Annotated in this window: 25 protein-coding genes; all 25 read right to left on the reverse strand. The window is 57.8% G+C overall.

The features are described from left to right. Window positions 1–130: 130 nt before the first annotated feature. The 25 genes from ADJ74_RS11125 to aroQ all read right to left on the reverse strand — a co-directional run bounded on the left by ADJ74_RS11125 (window position 131) and on the right by aroQ (window position 18,816). Window positions 131–400, reverse strand: coding sequence for a hypothetical protein (locus tag ADJ74_RS11125; protein ID WP_009442305.1), 270 nt, complete (start codon window positions 398–400; stop codon window positions 131–133). 21 nt (window positions 401–421) lie between these two features. Further along, the gene (locus ADJ74_RS10395; protein WP_050344075.1) at window positions 422–1,660 is read right to left on the reverse strand and encodes a methionine gamma-lyase family protein; all 1,239 of its coding nucleotides are present in this window, start codon (window positions 1,658–1,660) and stop codon (window positions 422–424) included. 18 nt (window positions 1,661–1,678) lie between these two features. Further along, complete coding sequence (locus ADJ74_RS10400; RefSeq protein ID WP_050344077.1) at window positions 1,679–2,380, reverse strand: hypothetical protein; 702 nt, start codon at window positions 2,378–2,380, stop codon at window positions 1,679–1,681. A gap of 12 nt (window positions 2,381–2,392) precedes the next feature. Beyond that, window positions 2,393–2,968, reverse strand: coding sequence for an orotate phosphoribosyltransferase (gene pyrE, locus ADJ74_RS10405; protein WP_039980835.1), 576 nt, complete (start codon window positions 2,966–2,968; stop codon window positions 2,393–2,395). Continuing rightward, window positions 2,968–3,681 carry an orotidine-5'-phosphate decarboxylase gene (gene pyrF, locus ADJ74_RS10410; RefSeq protein WP_050344287.1) on the reverse strand — a complete coding sequence of 238 codons (714 nt, stop codon included), beginning with the start codon at window positions 3,679–3,681 and terminating at the stop codon, window positions 2,968–2,970. Before pyrF ends, pyrE begins: the two co-directional genes overlap by 1 nt. Before the next feature lie 4 nt (window positions 3,682–3,685). Next, window positions 3,686–4,609, reverse strand: a complete 924-nt coding sequence (locus ADJ74_RS10415; protein WP_050344079.1) for a phenylacetate--CoA ligase — start codon at window positions 4,607–4,609, stop codon at window positions 3,686–3,688. Then, window positions 4,606–5,397, reverse strand: a complete 792-nt coding sequence (locus tag ADJ74_RS10420) for a protein-glutamate O-methyltransferase CheR (protein WP_050344080.1) — start codon at window positions 5,395–5,397, stop codon at window positions 4,606–4,608. Before ADJ74_RS10420 ends, ADJ74_RS10415 begins: the two co-directional genes overlap by 4 nt. Window positions 5,398–5,440: 43 nt before the next feature. After that, the gene (locus ADJ74_RS10425; RefSeq protein ID WP_039980837.1) at window positions 5,441–5,887 is read right to left on the reverse strand and encodes an Hsp20/alpha crystallin family protein; all 447 of its coding nucleotides are present in this window, start codon (window positions 5,885–5,887) and stop codon (window positions 5,441–5,443) included. Between the two features lie 246 nt (window positions 5,888–6,133). Further along, the gene (rpsA, locus tag ADJ74_RS10430) at window positions 6,134–7,249 is read right to left on the reverse strand and encodes a 30S ribosomal protein S1 (RefSeq protein ID WP_083501183.1); all 1,116 of its coding nucleotides are present in this window, start codon (window positions 7,247–7,249) and stop codon (window positions 6,134–6,136) included. Continuing rightward, window positions 7,246–8,079, reverse strand: a complete 834-nt coding sequence (gene ispH / locus ADJ74_RS10435; RefSeq protein WP_009442315.1) for a 4-hydroxy-3-methylbut-2-enyl diphosphate reductase — start codon at window positions 8,077–8,079, stop codon at window positions 7,246–7,248. The genes rpsA and ispH overlap by 4 nt, the downstream gene beginning before the upstream one ends. 133 nt (window positions 8,080–8,212) lie before the next feature. Beyond that, entirely contained in the window at window positions 8,213–8,728 is a 516-nt protein-coding gene (locus tag ADJ74_RS10440) for a DUF4367 domain-containing protein (RefSeq protein ID WP_157040609.1), read from the reverse strand. Next, window positions 8,728–10,449, reverse strand: coding sequence for a DNA repair protein RecN (gene recN / locus ADJ74_RS10445; RefSeq protein WP_050344291.1), 1,722 nt, complete (start codon window positions 10,447–10,449; stop codon window positions 8,728–8,730). The genes ADJ74_RS10440 and recN overlap by 1 nt, the downstream gene beginning before the upstream one ends. A 15-nt stretch (window positions 10,450–10,464) precedes the next feature. Beyond that, window positions 10,465–10,917: an arginine repressor gene (gene argR / locus ADJ74_RS10450; RefSeq protein WP_050344084.1), complete on the reverse strand. Its 453-nt coding sequence runs from the start codon at window positions 10,915–10,917 to the stop codon at window positions 10,465–10,467. An 11-nt stretch (window positions 10,918–10,928) separates the two neighbouring features. Next, entirely contained in the window at window positions 10,929–11,783 is an 855-nt protein-coding gene (locus ADJ74_RS10455) for an NAD(+)/NADH kinase (protein WP_050344089.1), read from the reverse strand. 15 nt (window positions 11,784–11,798) lie between these two features. Beyond that, window positions 11,799–12,605, reverse strand: a complete 807-nt coding sequence (locus ADJ74_RS10460; protein WP_009442320.1) for a TlyA family RNA methyltransferase — start codon at window positions 12,603–12,605, stop codon at window positions 11,799–11,801. Between the two features lie 9 nt (window positions 12,606–12,614). Then, entirely contained in the window at window positions 12,615–13,490 is an 876-nt protein-coding gene (locus tag ADJ74_RS10465) for a polyprenyl synthetase family protein (protein WP_050344091.1), read from the reverse strand. A 1-nt stretch (window position 13,491) separates the two neighbouring features. Next, window positions 13,492–13,728: an exodeoxyribonuclease VII small subunit gene (gene xseB, locus ADJ74_RS10470; protein WP_006689503.1), complete on the reverse strand. Its 237-nt coding sequence runs from the start codon at window positions 13,726–13,728 to the stop codon at window positions 13,492–13,494. Further along, window positions 13,718–14,926, reverse strand: a complete 1,209-nt coding sequence (gene xseA, locus ADJ74_RS10475) for an exodeoxyribonuclease VII large subunit (RefSeq protein ID WP_050344092.1) — start codon at window positions 14,924–14,926, stop codon at window positions 13,718–13,720. Before xseA ends, xseB begins: the two co-directional genes overlap by 11 nt. Before the next feature lie 71 nt (window positions 14,927–14,997). Next, the gene (nusB, locus tag ADJ74_RS10480; RefSeq protein WP_009442323.1) at window positions 14,998–15,411 is read right to left on the reverse strand and encodes a transcription antitermination factor NusB; all 414 of its coding nucleotides are present in this window, start codon (window positions 15,409–15,411) and stop codon (window positions 14,998–15,000) included. Then, window positions 15,408–15,650 carry a DUF2273 domain-containing protein gene (locus ADJ74_RS10485; RefSeq protein WP_050344096.1) on the reverse strand — a complete coding sequence of 81 codons (243 nt, stop codon included), beginning with the start codon at window positions 15,648–15,650 and terminating at the stop codon, window positions 15,408–15,410. The genes nusB and ADJ74_RS10485 overlap by 4 nt, the downstream gene beginning before the upstream one ends. Window positions 15,651–15,662: 12 nt before the next feature. Beyond that, window positions 15,663–16,238 carry an alkaline shock response membrane anchor protein AmaP gene (amaP, locus tag ADJ74_RS10490; protein WP_009442325.1) on the reverse strand — a complete coding sequence of 192 codons (576 nt, stop codon included), beginning with the start codon at window positions 16,236–16,238 and terminating at the stop codon, window positions 15,663–15,665. Window positions 16,239–16,260: 22 nt separating this feature from the next. Next, window positions 16,261–16,662: an Asp23/Gls24 family envelope stress response protein gene (locus ADJ74_RS10495; RefSeq protein WP_170950760.1), complete on the reverse strand. Its 402-nt coding sequence runs from the start codon at window positions 16,660–16,662 to the stop codon at window positions 16,261–16,263. A 32-nt stretch (window positions 16,663–16,694) separates the two neighbouring features. Next, window positions 16,695–17,252 carry an elongation factor P gene (gene efp, locus ADJ74_RS10500; RefSeq protein ID WP_006689509.1) on the reverse strand — a complete coding sequence of 186 codons (558 nt, stop codon included), beginning with the start codon at window positions 17,250–17,252 and terminating at the stop codon, window positions 16,695–16,697. Between the two features lie 48 nt (window positions 17,253–17,300). Then, entirely contained in the window at window positions 17,301–18,377 is a 1,077-nt protein-coding gene (locus tag ADJ74_RS10505) for a Xaa-Pro peptidase family protein (RefSeq protein ID WP_050344098.1), read from the reverse strand. Beyond that, on the reverse strand, window positions 18,367–18,816 hold the full coding sequence (gene aroQ / locus ADJ74_RS10510) for a type II 3-dehydroquinate dehydratase (RefSeq protein WP_050344294.1): 450 nt from the start codon (window positions 18,814–18,816) through the stop codon (window positions 18,367–18,369). The genes ADJ74_RS10505 and aroQ overlap by 11 nt, the downstream gene beginning before the upstream one ends. Between the last annotated feature and the right edge of the window lies 1 nt (window position 18,817).

Consider the following 18,817-nt stretch of genomic DNA (forward strand, 5'->3'; position numbering starts at 1 on the left):
ATTTAATTGTATGTATTATACAAATATTTGCGATAGAATAATATCCTTAAAACTGCAAAAATATCCGGAAAACTGAACATACAAAAACAGCCCATCCTCGCGAATGAGCTGCAGCGCATTGAGAACTATACTACCGTCCTCGATGGAACGATCCCCCGCCGCGGTACGTATTGACAACGCAGGTGAATACTTGTCCGCACGTCGGACACTGAATCACATGATCGATGATGTCGTCCACCCAACATCCATCTTTTTTCTCTTCTCCGAGAGGACAGGTTCCCTCCACGAGGATAAAGCCCTCGTCGGCGACCAATCGCTTCATCTGCTCAATCGTTCGCTCATACTGGCGCGGAGAGGAGAAATGAGGCACTTCCTCGACCTCTGAGCAATGTCCGCACACATTCATTCCTCCCAGTGAAATCTACTGCGTCAGGATAGCTTCTGCTGCCGCCATCACGCCGAGCGCTGCGTGCTCGAACGTCAGCCCGCCCTGCAGATAGATGCAATATGGCGCGCGCATGGGGCCATCGGCACTCAGTTCGATCGACGCCCCCTGCACGAATGTCCCTGCCGCCATGATGATCTGATCGGTATAGCCCGGCATATCCCACGGCTCCGGTGCGGCAAATGCATCGACCGGGGACATCGCCTGAATGGCACGTGCAAACGCCTTCATCCGCGCAGCATCCCCGAGCTCAATCGCCTGGATGATGTCGCCGCGCACCTCGTCAAAGCGTGGAAACGTACGGCAGCCAAGCCCCTCAAAGATACCAGCGGCAAAGACCGCTCCCTTGAGTGCCTGTGCCACAACATGTGGGGCAAGAAATAGCCCCTGAAAGAGGAGGCGATTCGAGATGAGACTCGCACCGAGTTCATCGCCCATCCCCGGTGCAGTGAGGCGGTAGGACGCCATCTCGACGAGGTCACCGCGCCCTGCGATATAGCCGCCCGTCGGGGCAAGTCCGCCGCCAGGATTCTTGATGAGAGACCCCGCCATGATGTCCACATCCGCGATTGCCGTCGGCTCCTCCGTCTCCACAAACTCGCCATAGCAGTTATCCACAAAGACAATGCAGTTGGGATTCGCCGCCTTGATGCGCGCGCTGACGGCACGGATATCTGCGATGCTGAGCGGCTGACGCTCACTGTAGCCGCGCGAACGCTGGACGAGTGCCACCTTCGTCTCGGGCGTCACGATGCGTGCGATACCGGCCAGATCCACGCGCCCATCACGCATGGGCAGTTCATCGTAGGAGACGCCGAACTCCTTCAGCGATCCACAGCTTTCATGTGCCCACCCGATCACCGTCTGCATCGTATCGTAGGGTGTGCCCGTGACGGAGACGAGGCGGTCGCCGGGACGGAGAATCCCGAACAACACCGTCGCGAGAGCGTGCGTCCCCGAGACGAACTGCGTCCGCACGAGAGCACGCTCCGCACCAAAGACGCGTGCATAGAGCTCATCCAGTTTCTCGCGCCCGAGATCGCTGTACGCATAGCCCGCACTCACGTTAAAATGCGCATCGGAGACACGGCATTCCCGCATCGCATCAAGCACCTTCTTCGTGTTCTCTTCCGCGACTGCATCCATGCGCTCAAACGCACTGCGCGCGCATGCCAGTACATCCGCCCGCAGGCTGCTCAGTTCATCTCTCTGCACAATGTCCTCCCGTTTCCATCATCCGCGATTTTCCTCCTGCTCACCCGCCCATTGCTCCGCTACAAGATGCAAGTAACGCACGAGATGCAGCTCCAGCCGCTGCTCCAGTTCCTCCAGATCGGACGCATCGAAGTCATAGCTCACATAGGGCATCCCTGCCACGTGATACTCACCGAAGAACTCATTGCGATAGCAGTTATAATAGATGCCGACGTCATTCCCCTTGGCAAAGTCCACATAGTCGATGATGAGGAATGAACCGTTCGTCAGCTGTGCCGGAGCCGCAGGTCGGACGAAGAGCGAAAATCCCTCCATCTCCTCGGCAAGAGCCGCGCCATACGCCCACGTACGGATCGCATCACACACGGGAGCAAGCTCCTGCGTCGCCAACGCCTCCGCATGCAGCTCCGCCGTCACACACGGCAGATTCCGTGTGAGCTCCCGCCCGAACGTCTCCAAATCCCCACAGACAAAGGAGGGCAGGGCAAAACTCACCACCCCAACCGCAACACGCACCTTGTAAGTCTTTGTGCCGTCGTCATAGAAGCCCACGATCGCACGGTGCTCTGCAGGCGCGTCATAGCGAAAGAAATCATACTGCCCCTCATGCTCCTGCCGCATCTTGGAGAGTGTAAACCCATCCAATTCCTTCGGCAGTGTATCGAGCACCGTCCATGCCGCAAGCGCTTCGTCTACTTCCTTCGTAAACTCCTCCGCCATCGTACGCGTCCGTTACTTTCCCGTACGACCGCGCTTCGTCATGGGGATTCCCTTGGCGCAGAGCGGGCAATGCTCGGGCGTATAGGTCTCCACATCCATCGTGAGGAGGGCGGTCGCAGGCACATCACCGAATGTCGCCTTGCCGCCGCTGCGATCAACGAGCATCGAGACCGCCACGGGGACAGCACCCGCCGCCTTCACCACGTCGATCACCTCTTTAATCGAGCCGCCCGTCGTCACGATGTCCTCGACAATCAGCACACGCTCGCCCTCACGCAGGGAGAAACCGCGGCGGAATGTCATCTTGCCGTCCACGCGCTCCGTGAAGATTGCACGGGTTCCGAGTGCCTTTCCCGTCTCATGCGCAAGCAGGATGCCGCCCGTCACGGGGCCAACGACCGTCTCAATCCGCGCATCCTTGAACTTCTCCGCCATCGCCTCACAGAGCTGCTGCGTATACTGCGGATGCTGCAGCACGTTAAACTTCTCCACATAGTGCGGGCTGTGCAGCCCCGACGTCAGCAGAAAATGCCCGTCCATAATCGCGCCCGTCTGAACCAGCAGTGCGCGCACCTCATCCTGCGTCATCATATCTCCTCCATCTCCTTCAAAACAGCCTCTGCGGCCGCACGCGGATCCTCCGCCGCATAGATGGCACGCCCCACCACGATCTGCGACGAACCGGCGCGAAGCGCCGCCGCCGGGGTCATCACCCTGCGCTGATCGTCATGCGCCGTACCGGCGGGACGAATTCCCGGTGTCACGATCCAAAAATCGCGGCCGCAGGCACGTCGAATCGCCTCCGCCTCCACGGGGGAGGCAACGACACCATCCAGTCCCGCCTCCTGCGCCAGCACTGCACGGCGCAGGACTGCATCCGCGACGGTTCCCGTATGACCGAGCCCCGTCCAGTCCTCCGCATCCATGCTCGTGAGCACCGTCACACCGATCAGCTTCGGACAGGGGACGCCCTCCTCCTCTGCCGCGCGGTGCAGTGCCTCTGCGGCTGTCCGCATCATGCGCAGACCGCCCGCCGTATGGACATTCAGAATGTCGGGACGCAGGCGCAGCAGAGAGCAGAGCCCGCCTGCTACAGTATTCGGTATATCGTGCAGCTTTAGATCGAGGAATACCTTCTTTCCCTCTCCTTTCAGCCATGTGACAACGTCACCGCCGAGCGCATAGAAGAGCTCCATGCCAACTTTGTAGTAGGAAACACGGTCCCCCAACTGTCCGACCAGTCTCTCTACAGCCTCGCGTGTATGGACATCCAGTGCAGCAATCAGTCGTTCATCAGCCATCATATCACTCCTCCACAATCTGCACCTGCTCATATCCCCTACGATCCTGCTCTCGTAAGAGGCGCACGTGCAGTCCTGTACGACAACGCAGGACAGGTTCGGCCTCAGCCGTCAGTGAGGAGAGGACAAGCTCCCCACACGCCCCATCCGCAGCAGAGCTCTGGCCTGCTGCATCGATGACCTCAGCAAAAAGCAGACGTCCATCGAGATGAATGCCCGTACCATCATCGTCGCTGCATCCAATCAGCACCCCCATCGAGGCACGTGTAAAGATGTGCGTATGACGCGCTCCCATGCGTGCCACCATCCGCTGCGTACGCTCCTGCGGACATGGGTGTGCACCGATGGAGATCAGCCGATAGAGTGCCATCCGATCCAATGTCTCTTCGAGCAGAGGAATATCCTGCTCCCATGCGATCACCGTATCGGGGACAACGGCATCCATGAGCCGCACAGCATCTGTCGCCGAGGCACAGGGGAGAACCGTCGCGCCGAGGCCGTCGAGCGCATATTGGAGATCGAGTGTGCGGCTGTCCGCAGCATTCCCGACGAGCAGCACCGTACTCGCACGGTGCACGCCGCAGGTGCGAAGCATATCTGTCGCTGCCTGCACCTGCCGCGCCACATCCCCCTGCGTATAGCAGTGCACCTGCCCGCCTACGCCAGCGGTATCCCACAGCACACTCACGCGCATAAGCCCCGATAAGGGCAGCGTAAGCATGAAAAAAGGGGCATTCGCCCCCTCCTCTGCCACGGCATCCAAAAACGGCAGCCGTGACATATCTGCGAAATCCTGCACGTCAGCATGGGTCACACCGGCGCGTGCGAACGCAGCACGGTATGCCGCTGACTTTTCCTCTGCCCACTTGACCTCGCGCAGGAGCAGCGCGCGCCGCTGTTCCTGCGTGAGCTGCGGTGCACCGCTCATGACTCGAGCGGCCGCTGATAGAAGAACGGCTGAAAGCTCGTATAGCCCATCTTGCGGAAGTTGAGAATCGACTCCGTCGCACCGACGAAGAGAATGCCGCCCGGCTTCAACGCCTCAAAGAAGTGGCGATAGAGCTGCTCCTTTGCCTCATCTGTGAAATAGATGACCACATTACGGCAGAGAATGAGATCGAAGCCCGTCTCGAACTTATCCTGCAGGAGATTGTGTCGCTTGAACTCGATCATGCTCTTGATTTCCTGCTTGACGGCATAGTGGTCACCGTCCACGACATCAAAGTACTTGCGGCGACGCTCGGGTGCCATGCTCTTGATCTCGTCCGCCGTATAGACGCCGCGCTTTGCCTTCGCCAGAATCTCGATATCGAGATCAGAGGCAAGGATACGGTGACGCGTCCCGGGCGTCATCTCCTTCATAATGATGGCAAGCGAGTACGGCTCCGCGCCGATGGAGCAGCCTGCGCTCCAAATATTGAGCTTCGACGAGCGTTTTAGGAGGTCAGGGATGACATCCGTCTCGAGTTTGCCGAATTTCTCCGGCGTGCGGAAGAACTCCGACACGTTGATCGTCAGATACTCGATAAACGCAGCAAAATCGTCCTTGTTCCCGCACACATGGTCAAAGTACTCGCTGCATTCCTTGTAGCCGGCGCGCGTGATCAGATTGTTGATACGGCGCTTCATCTGCGGTTCTTTGTAGAGATCCAGATCAATCTCCGTCTTTGCCTTGAGCTTCTGCTTGAAAAGCTCCCAATCGCGATCCTCCGACATAACGTCCTCCCGTTCTACCTCTCTCGATCTGCTCCCGTCCAAATTATTGTATCGTAAAGACGCGGCGCGACTGCTTCTCCGCCAGCTTCGGCAGGATCACATGAAGAATGCCCGCCTCATAGGAAACGGATGCATCCGCATCGTTTACATCGTCGATGAGGAAAGAGCGCTCAAAAGCCCCCGTCCTGCGCTCGTGGCAGAGATAGCGCGTCTCCGGAACATCGGCCGCACTGCGCTCCGCCTTGATCTTCAGCCGGCCGTCCTCACTGTACGACACCTCGATTGCATCCTTGGAGAAGCCCGGCAGCTCGGCAAAGATCTCGTACTGCGTCTCCGTATCAATCACATCGACACGAAACGGAAAGAGCACGCCGCCGACCTTGTCCAACGGATTGAAGGAATGTTCCATCACCGTATCCAACGCCTTGCTCAGCATCTCCTGCCCCTTCTCGGCATTCTCCTTCAAATTAAATGGCAATGGACGAAACATAACAGCCACCTCCGACCCTATAACGTACCAATCTACCGTATCATTATAGCAATAACCCGCCTTTTTTTCAATATGGCACATACGCATAAGAAAAGGGTTGTTCAACGAAAAACAGGAGCTTCGTCAAACAACCCTATAGAGGTTCCTCTTCCTCGTAAAACACTGATGCCATGTTATAAGAAACGTAGGTATACAAAAAAGGAGTGACATAACATCACTCCTTCAAGTCTCTATCGAGTTATGCGATCAGTCCGTCACCGTCTCGTCGCCCTCGGATGCGCTCTCCGCCGCATACTTCTTGACGTCAGCACTGTCTGCATCACGCTTTGCCTTCGTGATGGAGAGGGAGATGCGCTTGCGCTTCGTGTCGATACGGAGCACCTTGACCACAACGACGTCACCCGTGTGAACTGCCTCGTCCGCACGCTCGATGCGCTTCTCGGCGAGCTCGCCCATCGGGATCAGTCCATCAAAGCCCGGCTCGATTTCCATAAATGCACCGAAGTCGGTCAGCTTGATGATCTTGCCTTCGATGAAGTCGCCCTCTGCGTACTTCTCTGCCTTTTCGACCCACGGATCCGGAAGGGTATCCTTGACCGAGAGGGAAATGCGCTTCGCATCGCGATCCACGCTCTTTACGTAGACGTCGAGCTCCTGCCCAACCTCGAGCACCTCTGACGGATGCTTGACGCGATGCCACGCGAGATCAGAGATATGTGCCAGACCATCCACACCGCCGATGTCGATGAAGGCTCCGTAGTCCACGAGACGCTTGACCGTACCGCGTACGATCTGCTCCGGCTCGATGGCAGAGAACACAGCCTCTTCCTTCTCCGCGCGGTCACGCTCGAGCAGCTTACGGCGCGAAAGGACGAGACGGCGCTTCTGCACGTCGATCTCGATGATCTCCGCCTCAACCGTCTGGTCAACGTAGACCGAAAGATCCTTCACGAAGTGAAGCTCCATCTGGGAGGCAGGAATGAAGCCGCGCAGTCCCATGACGTAGGCGACAAGTCCACCCTTGACCTCTTTGGCGACCTTCGCCTCGACGGTCTCGCCCTTCTCCTTGATGACCTCGATGTCCTTCCATGCGGCCATCTTGTCAGCTTCGACCTTCGAGAGGCTGCCGCCGTTATCGCCGCCGAGAGACTTGATGTAGACATCAATCTCATCGCCGACCTTCACGACATCGCGTGCATCGTCCGGCGCAGGAACGGCAAGATCCCTCTTGGAGACAGGAATTTCCTGCTTGTAGCCAATATCCACATACGCCTCATCACGGGATACCTGGACAACAACCCCTTTGACCACGGTGCGCTCTTGGATATCGGGCATATCTTCCTGTTCCAAAAGTTCCTTCATGCTCTGCTCTGACACTGTTTAAAAACCTCCTTGATAATCCAGTCCGGTGTAGAAGCACCGGCTGTAATACCAATTTTATTAATATGATTCAACCAATCAGACTGCAGTTCATCTGCTGTCTCAATGTGATAGGTTCGACATTTTTCGCTGCACAGCTGCGCGAGTCGCATCGTATTTGCGCTGTTCTTCCCCCCGACGACAATCATTGCATCCACGTGCTCTGCCAGATCCATCGCCGCCGACTGACGCATATCCGTCGCCGTGCAGATCGTCCGCAGGATCTTGATGTCGCGCGACTTTTCCAGAAGGACAGACGCGATGCGCCGAAAGCGATCACTCGAAAACGTTGTCTGACAGACGACGCCGAGCTTCCCAAAAGTTGGCAGCGCCGCTGCCTCCTCCTCGCTCTCAATAATGTGTGCCCGCTGTGCTGTCCACTCGAAGATACTCTTGACCTCCGGGTGATTTTTTTCGCCGATGATGACAACGGTATAGCCCTCCTCCGAGAGCTGCTTTGCCGAAAGCTGCGCCTTCTTGACGTGCGGACAGGTTGCATCCACAAGATTCAGACCGCGCTGCTCCGCCTGTGCATACACCGACGGACCCACGCCATGCGAACGGATGATGACCGTCGTCCCATCCTGCATCTCGTCCAGTGTGCTGACCGTGCCGACGCCCTCCTCTTTCAGGCGTTCCACCATCTGCGGATTATGGATGATCGGACCGAGTGTACTGGATGTCCCATCGGGGGAAGCGTTCTCTCTGGCAATCTCAATGGCGCGTTTGACGCCATAACAAAAGCCGAGATGTTCCGCTAAAATAACCTCCATAGACCTCTCCAACACATACCGAAATACACGGCGACTCTTATCCCACTCACACAATCTGTTGAACAGTATAACACGGCTATCGCGGGCGTGCAAATAAATTTTTTCAATTCGCGCAAAAACTTTGGCGCGGGGTTTAGTTCCACGCGATCGTGGTGACGATTGCCTCCACGGCCTCAACGGGAACCGGCTCCTCAAAGGAGAGGGAGAAGGTATACCCGCCGCGCGACCAAAGGGCAAGATGCACCAGCCGCCCCGACCCCTTGACGCGGATGTACTGCCGTCCGGCCTGAACGACCTGGTTCACTTCGTACGCCGTGCTGTCACCGCTGATATCTGCATTCCCCGCCGCCATGCGGAAGAGGATCTCCTTGCCGTCGCTGTTGCGATAAAAGATTTCGGCGAGGCTTTTGTCGATTACGATAACATTCTTCTGTGCATAGCCCACAGGAAGGAGTGTCGGTGTGTAGACCGGCAGTCCTGCCACCGCCCATGCGTCACGGACGCTCGGATACTCCACGAGCGGCGACGGCATTCCGACCATCGGCTCTGCACTGACGGCCGTCGGCATTGCCTCTGCCGCTGTGGCCAACGCTGCACACGAAGCAATCAAACCAGCCATCATCAGACGTTTTACATCATTGTACTTCATCAAGATATCGTTCCTATTTCCGACTGCTTCAACTCTTTCTTCTTCGTCGCTGCGCCCGCGAGCATGGTACGGGCATTCGCAAGTGCCGCCCACGTAACATCATCGCCCGATGCCATGCGTGCGATCTCGCGGACGCGCTCCTTCTCACTGAGCGGCTCGACGCGCGTCACTGTCGCTCCGTCGACGACGGATTTTGCGATATAGAGATGCACATCCGCCATGCAGGCGATCTGCGGCAAATGCGTGATGCAGAGCACCTGCTTATACTGCGCGACGAACGCAATCCGCTCTGCGACCATCTGCGCAGTGCGCCCGCCGATCCCCGTGTCGATTTCATCAAACACCATGCTTGTCCCATCGGTATCCCGTGCCGCAACGATGGCCTTGATGGCGAGTGCAATGCGCGAGAGTTCACCGCCCGAGGCGATTTTCTCCAGAGGCTTTTCCGCCTCGCCGACATTTGCGGAAAACAGCATCGTGAGACGATCTGCACCATGGGTTGTATACTGCTCCTCCGGCGTGACAACAATGTGAAAACGTGCCTGCTTCATGCCAAGCCCCTGCAGCTCCCGTTCGATCTTCACGGAGAGCGCCGCACCGACCTTCTGCCGTTGTTTCGTCAGCTCCGCGGCGCATTGTTCCATGCGCTGCCGGAGCCTTGCAATCGCCGCATTCAGTTCCTCTATGTCCATATCATAGCGTTCAGCGGAGGAGATCTCTGTTCGCAGCGCTTCGAGGCGCGCTAGGACAGCAGAGATGCTTCCGCCGTATTTTTTCTTAAGGCGCTCGATCACATCCATGCGCAGCTGGATCTTGTCCAGCGAGGCGGGATCCGCGTCGATGCCCTCTAGGTAGTCCCGCACCTCATAGGATGCCTCCTGCAGGGAGATATACGCTTCCTCGATCATTGCCTGCGCCCCCGCAAGGCTCTCATCGTAGCGTGCAATCTCCTCCAGTGCGTGCGTGACGCGCGATAGTGCCGTCAGGACGGCAGCCCCCTCCTCCGTATCCTCACTGAGGAGATTGCTCGCCTCGGCAGCGTGCTCCACCAAGCGTTCCGCATGGGAGAGACGTCGAATCTCGATCTCGAGTTCCTCATCCTCTCCCTCTGTGAGTTCCGCCTCTGCGATTTCCTGCTCCTGCCAGCGGAGCATATCCAGACGCTCGGCGATCTCCGCATTTTCCTCCGTACGCATCTCACGCTCTTTCGTCCGCGCCTTCCAGGCCCGATAGACATCCTGATAGGCACATAGGCGCTCCGCGAGATCGGCATCACCGCCTTCAAGGAGGCTGCGCTGCGCTTCCTCGCGCAGGAGTGCCAAGTTCTCGTTCTGTCCATGGATATCCACGAGATGCGGCGCAAGTTTTTTGAGAAAGGTCAGCGTCACATGGGCACCGTTGACAAGAATGGAGCTTTTCCCCGCACGTGATACCTTGCGTACGATGATCAGCTCATCATCGTATTCGATCTCCTGTTCGGCGAGCAATGCGGACACGACAGAGTTTTCCTCGATGGAAAAAACAGCCTCCACACGCAGAAAATCACAGCCGCTGCGTATGACGTCGGCAAGGACACGCTGACCGAGGATTGTCCCCAGTGCACCAATCAGAATGGACTTGCCCGCACCGGTTTCACCCGTGAGGATGTTCAGCCCCGTGCCGAACTCGACGGTCACCTCTTCCAAAAGGGCAAAATTCTGAATCCGTAGGCTGTGCAGCACCACACATCCCTCCTTTTAGTGCATGAGTTTTTGAATACGTGCAACGATATCCGCCGCTGCCTCCTTCGGGCGGATGAGCACGAAAATATGGTCGTCGCCTGCAATCGTTCCGATGACTTCCGACCATGCCGACGCGTCGAGCGCGGATGCCACCGTTCCCGCTGCCCCTGGCGCAGTGCGCACGACGACGATGTTCTCACTGAAATCGCAGCTCTGCACATTGTCTTTGAAGACACGACGCATGCGTGCCTCGGAAAAACGCTGTCCCTCTTGCGGCGCGACAGCATAGCGATAGCGTCCGCCGCCTGCCGGTACCTTGATAAGCAGGAGTTCCTTGATGTCCCGCGAGATCGTCGCCTGCGTGACGTGCACATGGCGCGCACAGAGCGCTGCCGCAAGTGCCTCCTGTGTCTCGATGATTTCTTCACGGATGATCTGTTTGATGAGGTCGTGACGACGACGTTTCATTCCGCTCTCTCCTAGCAGTTTCTCCAGAGTTTTGTCCGCAGCGTCTGATAGTAGTCTTTGTCCTCAAATTTGATGATGCCCGCCCGCACGTCGGAACAGCGTACCGTCACGGTATCGTCAGGACGGATCGGCGTGGTCTCCTGCCCATCGATGGTGACGATGATGCTCTGGCGCGTATCGAGCAGATGGATGTGCACCACGTCCTCCTCGCGTATGACTAGCGGGCGGATGTTTAGCGTATGTGCGCAGATGGGCGTGAGCAGAATGCCGCGCACCATCGGGTTCATGATTGGCCCGCCCGCCGAAAGGGAGTAAGCCGTTGAGCCCGTCGGCGAGGCAACGATAAATCCGTCCGCCTTGCATGCAACCAGCGGTGTACTGTTCACCGTCAGCCCCAGCGTGATAACGCGCGCCACATCGCCCTTGGTCACCACAATGTCGTTGATCGCATAGCCAAGAAAATGCTCTTCTCCGCATGGATGCGTCACATAGCCCGCGAGCAGCGGCCGTTGCTCCACGCGGTAATCTCCCGCACAGAGCTGTCCCAGACGCCGTTCCAGCTCATTGAGCTCAATATCCGCCATAAAGCCGAGTGTCCCCAAATTGATGCCACAGACCGGCACGGGGTTCTCCGCGTAGCGTCGGCAGATGCCGAGCAGTGTACCGTCTCCGCCGAGACTCAAGGCAAAGTCGGCGGGCAGACGCTCGATGTCGTCTGCACCGCACTCCTCCATGCCGAACTCCGCCGCGCGCGCACGCGGCAGGATGATACGCGCGCCCCGTGCCGTAAGAAAGCTGCGGATGCGCAGGACAATATCCCGCATCTCCGGACGCTCGACATAGGGAAAAACTGCAACCGTCAACATAATCCGCTCCGCATCTCATCCATCCAGTGTACGATGTGCCTCTGCCACCACAGCGGCGATCTCCTCATCCGCGATAGCCGTACGTCCGCCCTGCATCCCCAGATAGAGGAGATACTCGATATTCCCCTTTGGTCCCTTGACCGGAGAAAAGGTCAGTCCGCGCGGAACAAAGCCCAGCCCCTCTGCGGTGGCAAGGACGCGTGCAATCACTTCCTCGTGCACTGCAGGGTCACGCACAACACCGTTCTTTCCGACGCGATCCTTTCCCGCCTCGAATTGCGGCTTGATGAGGGCGAGCACCTCTCCCTCCGGTGAGAGGAGCGTCCGCACAACGGGGAGCACCTTATCCAGCGAGATGAATGCCACATCGATCGAGGCAAAGTCCGGCGCATGATCCAGCATATCCGGCGTTACCTTGCGGATGTTCGTACGCTCCATGTTGATGACGCGTGCATCCGTGCGCAGTTTCCAGTCGAGCTGTCCATATCCCACATCAATCGCATAGACCTTGACCGCGCCATTCTGCAGCATACAGTCCGTAAATCCGCCCGTGGACGCACCGATGTCTGCCGCTGTCCGCCCCGCAAGGCAAATGCCGAACGCAGTGATCCCCTTTGCGAGCTTCAGTCCGCCGCGGCTGACATACGGAAGATCTTCTCCCACGACGCGCAGTACTGCATCAGCGGGAACGGTTGCGCCTGCTTTATCCACACGCTGCTCGTTGACGAGCACCTGTCCTGCCATAATGAGGCGCTTCGCGCGCTCACGGCTCGGTGCAAGCCCTTGTACGGTGAGCAGCACATCCAAACGCTCTTTCTTCAACGGCGCCCCCTACTGCTTCCGATACACGAGATAGGACACCAGTTCACGCAGAAAATCTGCCTCCGCGCCGAAATCACGGAGTGCCGCACACGCACCCTTCACCGTCTGTGCTGCAAGTTCCTGCGCCTCATCGAGCGAGGTCAGGGAGACATAGGTCGACTTGTGGTTTTTCTCATCGCTTCCAACGGGCTTACCGATGTCCTCTGCCGTCCCGACGACATCGAGAATGTCGTCCGTGATCTGAAAGGCAAGCCCGAACTGCTCCGCATACGTTGTAAGTGATGCAAGCTGTGCCTCGGACGCATTGCCAAGGATTGCGCCGCTGCGCAGCGCTGCACGAAAGAGTGCCCCCGTTTTGCCCATGTGGACACGGCGCATCTCCTCCATCGAGATGCGATGTTCCTCTGCACGCAGGTCGAGCACCTGACCGCCCACCATGCCCTCAGCACCGGCAGCACGACTGATCTCATCCACCACGCGCAGAAGTGTATCGGCGGATACATCCTGCTGGCGCAGGATGACCGTAAACGCGAGCGTTAGAAGTCCGTCACCTGCAAGGATGGCAATGCCGTCGCCAAAGACCTTGTGATTGGTCAATTTGCCGCGCCGATAGTCGTCGTTGTCCATCGCCGGGAGATCGTCGTGAATGAGGGAATACGTGTGAATCATCTCAAGTGCACACGCCACGGACAGGAACTTGGCGCCATCCGCTCCTACCGCATCCGCTGCCGCCATGAGGAGCACAGGTCGCAGACGTTTCCCGCCTGCCATCAGACTGTACGCCATCGCCTGCCGCAGCGTATCATCGAGCACATCCGTCCGATCCAGCTCCGCCTGCAGCGCACGCTCCACCAGCTCCTGCCGCGCCCGCCAACGTTCCTTCATCTCAGCCTCCGATCTTCAGCGGTTCTTGTGCAACGCCGTCCGCCGTCTCCCGCACGAGGAGATCCATCGTCTCCTCCGCGCGCCGCAGCGACGTGGCACAGAACTCCGAGAGCTTAATTCCTTCGGAGTACTTTGCCATGAGATCAGCAAGGGCCAAATCACCCGCCTCGATCTCAGCAACAATCTGCTCCAACGCCCCCAGTGCTTCCTCAAACGCCATCTCTTTTTTACGCGCCATTCTGCTGCTCCTTTGCCTGTTCTACGACGGCAGATATCTTGCCGTCCGCAAATGTAATGTTCACGCGGTCACCCGCCGTGACGTCCTTCACGCGGCTCACGGCACGCCCGTCCTTCTCCACAATGCTGAACCCACGATAGAGAACCCGTACGGGGTTGAGCAGCTCCAGTCGCTTCAGCACGAGCTCAAGACGATGCCGCGCTGCGACGCTCTGCTCCTTTGCCGCACGATGGAGCTCTGCCGTGGCACGGTCACTGCGCTGCATCAGCGGGGCGATCAACATGCGCGGATTGGTGCACCAAGGCCGCTGAACGAGCGTGCTCAGGCGCGCGACGGCGTGATCGATCTGTCGCTTCCGCCCCGCGTCAAGACGTGCACGCAGCCCCATGAGGAATCGCTCCATTTCCGCCGCATCAGGAACGGCAAACTCCGCCGCCTGCGAGGGTGTCGCCGCACGCCGATCGCTGACGAAATCCACAAGCGTCGTATCCGTCTCATGCCCCACGGCCGAAATCACGGGAATACGCGACCGATAGACGGCGCGGACGACGACCTCCTCATTAAACGCCCAGAGATCCTCTGCACTCCCGCCGCCGCGGCCAACGATCAGGACATCCACCGGATATTTCTCATTGAAAAACGCCACGGCATCCGCAATCTGCTCCGCCGCTCCTGCGCCCTGCACCAGAACGGGATGAAGGATGAGCTGCACACCCGGCCAGCGTCGCTTGGAGACATTGTGGATATCGCGCAGCACCGCTCCTGCCGACGACGTGACAATCCCAATGCGTCGCGGAAAGCGCGGCAGCGGCTGTTTATGTCCTTCATCAAAAAGCCCCTCGGCGGCGAGGCGATCGCGCATCTGCTCAAAGGCGAGGGCGAGCGCCCCCGCGCCCTCGGGTGTCAAGAAGCTGACATAGAGCTGATATGCTCCGTCACGCTCATAGACGGAGATATTGCCGCCCGCGATCACCTGCATCCCGTTCTCGGGTGCAAAGCGCAGATTTCGCGCATAGCCGTTGAACATGACGCACTTCATACTTGAGCCTGCATCTTTTAGGGTAAAGTAGGCATGTCCCGACGGATAGCGTTTATAGTTGGACACCTCGCCGCGTATCAAAAGATCCGACAGAATCGGCTCATGCTCAAACATCCCCTTGATATAGCGCGTTACATCACTGACACTGTGAACGGTCATAACCACCTCTCCCCCATGACGATAAAAAAAGAACCATTGCACCGACTGTGCAACGGATTCTTTTTCATCAGTTATCCCATTGATTTCTGCAACGCAGCAAGGATACCGTTTACATAGCGGCCCGCATCGTCCGACCCATATTTTTTTGCCAGCTCCACTGCTTCGTTAATGGCAATCGGAGGGTCAATGCGTTCCTCCTGATAGCACATCTCATAGTACGCCATGCGGATGAGATTGCGATCCACGGGCGCCATGCGATGGAGCTTCCACTCCTTCGCCATGCGCTCAATCGCCGCATCGATCTCCGGCTGAACGGAGCACGTACCCTGCACGAGCCCGTTTGCATAGGCAAGATCCTTCTCCGTCAACCCGTCCACAGCGTCGCTGGCAAGATCCCCTGCCGCGACAGTCGGCGGACGATCCTGATCGAACTCCCGCTGAAAAAGTGTCAAAAGCGCCGCCTCACGCGCGTGTCTGCGGCTCATGACATCCTCCGAAAGAGATTCCGCAGTCCCGACAGATCAATGATCTCTGACCAATGTCGATGCTCTGACTGCAATCCAATATACATGCCGATACCGGCACAGAGAATCACAAAGACAATATTCCAAAAACCAAACAGCAGGACACAGACGCCGAACAGGGTTCCGAGCACCAGTCCGCCTGTCCGTCCGCGATGGTACATCCACTGTTCCTGCAGGAGCTGCAGCAGATATTCTTTCATGCGCACCTCCCACTACGCCACAGAGCGTTTTGCCGCACCGGACGCGCCGATCTCCGTCACACTGATCTTGACCGGCACCTCGGCTACACCGAGGACCTCATGAATATGCTGCTGCACACTCTGCGTCAGCTGCTCCGTCACCTGTCCCAATGCTGCGTGATCCGCAATGCTGATCTTCAGCTCAATATGCATGGGCGGATCTGCGCTGTCCTTCCGCTGCTCATGCACCACAATGACTGCCGCTGCCTCACGCACTTCCTGCATAGCCAGCGTGGTACGCTCGACGATGCCCTGCACGGCAGGGAGTGCTACCTGAACGGAACCGGCCGGTGTCTCGATCACCATAAACTCCCCGTCCGTACGTGTAGAAGATGAGAAACGCGAAAACACCGCAAAGAAGAACTTTAGGCTGAACAGAAAATACACCGCACAGCCTATAAGGAGTTCCTGACGGGACAGTGCATAGCGCAGTTCATTCAGCCAGATACTCTCCGGCAGGATACGCAGTACTGCCGCTGCGACGGCAACGGCGAGTGCCATGCCGAGAATCGCATACGGCAGGAGAAGCAGACGGTTAAGAATCCCCATGGTTCATAGCCCCCGACTGCACTTAGTGTACACGCGACTCCTCGACCTTCGGCTCCTCCTCAGGGAATCCGACGCCCTGCACATGCACGTTCACCTCGACCACAGACAGCCCCGTCATCGTCTCGATGGCGCGCTTGACATTCTCCTGCGCCGCAAGGGCAACTTCAGGAATGCGGATGCCATACTTGACGATGATGTAGAGATCAACCGCAGCCTCTTTCTCACCGACTTCGACCTTGACCCCCTTGGAGAAATTCTTACGCCCCAGGATCTCAGCGATGCCGCCGGCGATACCACCGCTCATGCCCGCAATTCCATCGACTTCCGTCGTGGCAAGCCCCGCGATAATGCTGACGACCTCATCGGCAACGCGAATCGTCCCAAGGCCTGTTTCCTTCTTTACAACATCCTTCTCATTGTCCATGTTCATACCCTCCAAATTTAATATGATTATACTCAGGCGCGCTCGATGTAGCTGCCCGTGCGCGTATCAATGCGCAGAACATCTCCCTCGTTGATGAAGAGGGGCACACGCACCTCATAACCGGTCTCAACCTTTGCCATCTTCGTCGCGCCCGTCGCCGTATTTCCCTTGACACTCGGCTCGCACTCGACGACCTTCAGATTGACGGAGTTCGGCAGCTGGATGCCAATGATGCGCCCCTTGAACTGCTGCACCGCCACCTCCATGTTCTCCATGAGGTAGTTCAGCGCATCGCCCAGCTGTTCGCGCGTCAGCTCCGTCTGCTCATAGGTCTCCGTGTTCATGAACGTATAGACGCCGTCCGCCTCATAGAGGTACTGCATGGTATGCGTCTCGAGATGCGCCGCAGGCATCTTCTCGTTCGGATTGAACGTGCGCTCCACCACAGCACCGGTCTCGACGTTCTTGATCTTCGTACGGACGAACGCGGCACCCTTTCCCGGTTTCACGTGCTGAAAATCAACAATCTGCCAGACACCCCCATCGTACTCAATGGTCAGGCCTGTGCGGAAATCGGTGCTGTTAATCATATTGTTCGTTCCTCCATATCTGTTATACCTTTACACATTATAGCGGGTTTATATACATATTTCAATAAATTCTTTTGGCGCGTGCGTCAGCGGCTCCGCTCCGTCATGTGTGATGAGCACCGTGTCCTCGATGCGGATTCCGCCCCAGCCCGGAATATAGATTCCCGGCTCATCGGTAATCAGCATATTCTCCTGCAGTGCGACAGGACAGGACTTCGAAAGGCGCGGCTCCTCGTGGATCTCAAGCCCAAGGCTATGCCCGAGCCCATGTCCAAAATACTGTGCAAGATTCTTCTCAGCGAGAGCATCGCGTGCCACGCGGTCTGCCTCGATCCCTGTGACTCCGGGATGCAGTGCCGCGAGTGCACGCTCCTGCGCCATGAGCACGGCATCATAGCGCTCGCGCTGATGCGCGTCTACCCGTCCGACACAGATGGTCCGCGTGATGTCCGAACAGTAGCCCTCATAGACCGCGCCAAAGTCCATCGTCACGAGCTCGCCGCGTGCGATCTCCTTCGTACTTGCCACGCCGTGCGGCAGACTGCCCCGCACCCCCGAAGCGACAATCGTCGTAAAGGCAGGGCGCTCCGAGCCCTTGCGCCGCATGAAGAACTCCATCTCAGCGGCCACCTCGCACTCCATCATGCCGGGGCGAATGACGGTGATGATGTGTGCGAATGCCGCATCGGCAATCGCACAGGCACGGCGAATGGCGGCAATCTCATCCGCATCCTTGATCATGCGCAGTGCATCAAGGGAGAGCGACGTGTCAAAGGAGATCTCTCCCAGCATAGATTTCAGCTGTTCATACCGATCACAGGTCAGTGCACCGCCCTCAAAGCCAAGCGCAAGAATCCCAATATCCTGCGCGGCCTCTGCAATCTTTTTGCTCAGCCCCTCATGCTGTTCGACGACATCATAGCTTGGTGCCTGCAACTGCGCCTGCTCCGTATAGCGATTGTCTGTCATGAGAAGAAGCCGCTCGGGGGTTATAAGGAGTGCCGTGGAGTCACCGCGAAAACCGCTAAAATAATGGACACTCTCCTCTTTCGTGACAAGCACCCCGTCCAGAACCTTCTCTGCCATGAGCGCACGCAGTCGCGCGACTCGTCTCTCAATCTCCATTGTATCCCTCCATGCGGCAGATGATTGCCTCAAGTGCCGCCATATAGCTCTCCGCCCCCAGCCCTGCAACCTGCCCCCAAACGACCGGCGCAATCATCGAGTGATGCCGAAACTCCTCGCGCTGATGGATATTCGAGAGGTGTACCTCGATGACGGGAACCTCAGCGGCAGAAATGGCGTCGCGGATGGCAATACTGTAATGCGTGAAGGCAGCGGCATTCAGGATAATGTAGTCCGTGTTCCCGCGCGCTGCCTGAATGGCATCCACCAAGACGCCCTCGTGATTCGACTGCAGAAATGTGATGGCAAGGCCTGCACGCTCCGCACGACGGCGCAGGCGTTCGTTGATGTCGGCGAGCGTCAGCGCGCCGTAAATCTCAGGCTCACGTGTCCCGAGCATATTGAGGTTCGGCCCATTCAGCACCAATATTTTTCCCATC

This window comes from Selenomonas sp. oral taxon 478 (genome assembly GCF_001189555.1).
Classification (GTDB): Bacteria; Bacillota; Negativicutes; order Selenomonadales; family Selenomonadaceae; genus Centipeda; species Centipeda felix.

Coding starts and splice junctions, on each gene's coding strand:
- ADJ74_RS10400 (WP_050344077.1), bottom strand. CDS start 2,380: ATGGCGGAGGAGTTTACGAAGGAAGTAGACGAAGCGCTTGCGGCATGG.
- pyrE (WP_039980835.1), bottom strand. CDS start 2,968: ATGACGCAGGATGAGGTGCGCGCACTGCTGGTTCAGACGGGCGCGATT.
- pyrF (WP_050344287.1), bottom strand. CDS start 3,681: ATGGCTGATGAACGACTGATTGCTGCACTGGATGTCCATACACGCGAG.
- ADJ74_RS10415 (WP_050344079.1), bottom strand. CDS start 4,609: ATGAGCGGTGCACCGCAGCTCACGCAGGAACAGCGGCGCGCGCTGCTC.
- ADJ74_RS10420 (WP_050344080.1), bottom strand. CDS start 5,397: ATGTCGGAGGATCGCGATTGGGAGCTTTTCAAGCAGAAGCTCAAGGCA.
- ADJ74_RS10425 (WP_039980837.1), bottom strand. CDS start 5,887: ATGTTTCGTCCATTGCCATTTAATTTGAAGGAGAATGCCGAGAAGGGG.
- rpsA (WP_083501183.1), bottom strand. CDS start 7,249: ATGAAGGAACTTTTGGAACAGGAAGATATGCCCGATATCCAAGAGCGC.
- ispH (WP_009442315.1), bottom strand. CDS start 8,079: ATGGAGGTTATTTTAGCGGAACATCTCGGCTTTTGTTATGGCGTCAAA.
- ADJ74_RS10440 (WP_157040609.1), bottom strand. CDS start 8,728: ATGAAGTACAATGATGTAAAACGTCTGATGATGGCTGGTTTGATTGCT.
- argR (WP_050344084.1), bottom strand. CDS start 10,917: ATGAAACGTCGTCGTCACGACCTCATCAAACAGATCATCCGTGAAGAA.
- ADJ74_RS10455 (WP_050344089.1), bottom strand. CDS start 11,783: ATGTTGACGGTTGCAGTTTTTCCCTATGTCGAGCGTCCGGAGATGCGG.
- ADJ74_RS10465 (WP_050344091.1), bottom strand. CDS start 13,490: ATGAAGGAACGTTGGCGGGCGCGGCAGGAGCTGGTGGAGCGTGCGCTG.
- xseB (WP_006689503.1), bottom strand. CDS start 13,728: ATGGCGCGTAAAAAAGAGATGGCGTTTGAGGAAGCACTGGGGGCGTTG.
- xseA (WP_050344092.1), bottom strand. CDS start 14,926: ATGACCGTTCACAGTGTCAGTGATGTAACGCGCTATATCAAGGGGATG.
- nusB (WP_009442323.1), bottom strand. CDS start 15,411: ATGAGCCGCAGACACGCGCGTGAGGCGGCGCTTTTGACACTTTTTCAG.
- ADJ74_RS10485 (WP_050344096.1), bottom strand. CDS start 15,650: ATGAAAGAATATCTGCTGCAGCTCCTGCAGGAACAGTGGATGTACCAT.
- amaP (WP_009442325.1), bottom strand. CDS start 16,238: ATGGGGATTCTTAACCGTCTGCTTCTCCTGCCGTATGCGATTCTCGGC.
- ADJ74_RS10495 (WP_170950760.1), bottom strand. CDS start 16,662: ATGGACAATGAGAAGGATGTTGTAAAGAAGGAAACAGGCCTTGGGACG.
- efp (WP_006689509.1), bottom strand. CDS start 17,252: ATGATTAACAGCACCGATTTCCGCACAGGCCTGACCATTGAGTACGAT.
- ADJ74_RS10505 (WP_050344098.1), bottom strand. CDS start 18,377: ATGGAGATTGAGAGACGAGTCGCGCGACTGCGTGCGCTCATGGCAGAG.
- aroQ (WP_050344294.1), bottom strand. CDS start 18,816: ATGGGAAAAATATTGGTGCTGAATGGGCCGAACCTCAATATGCTCGGG.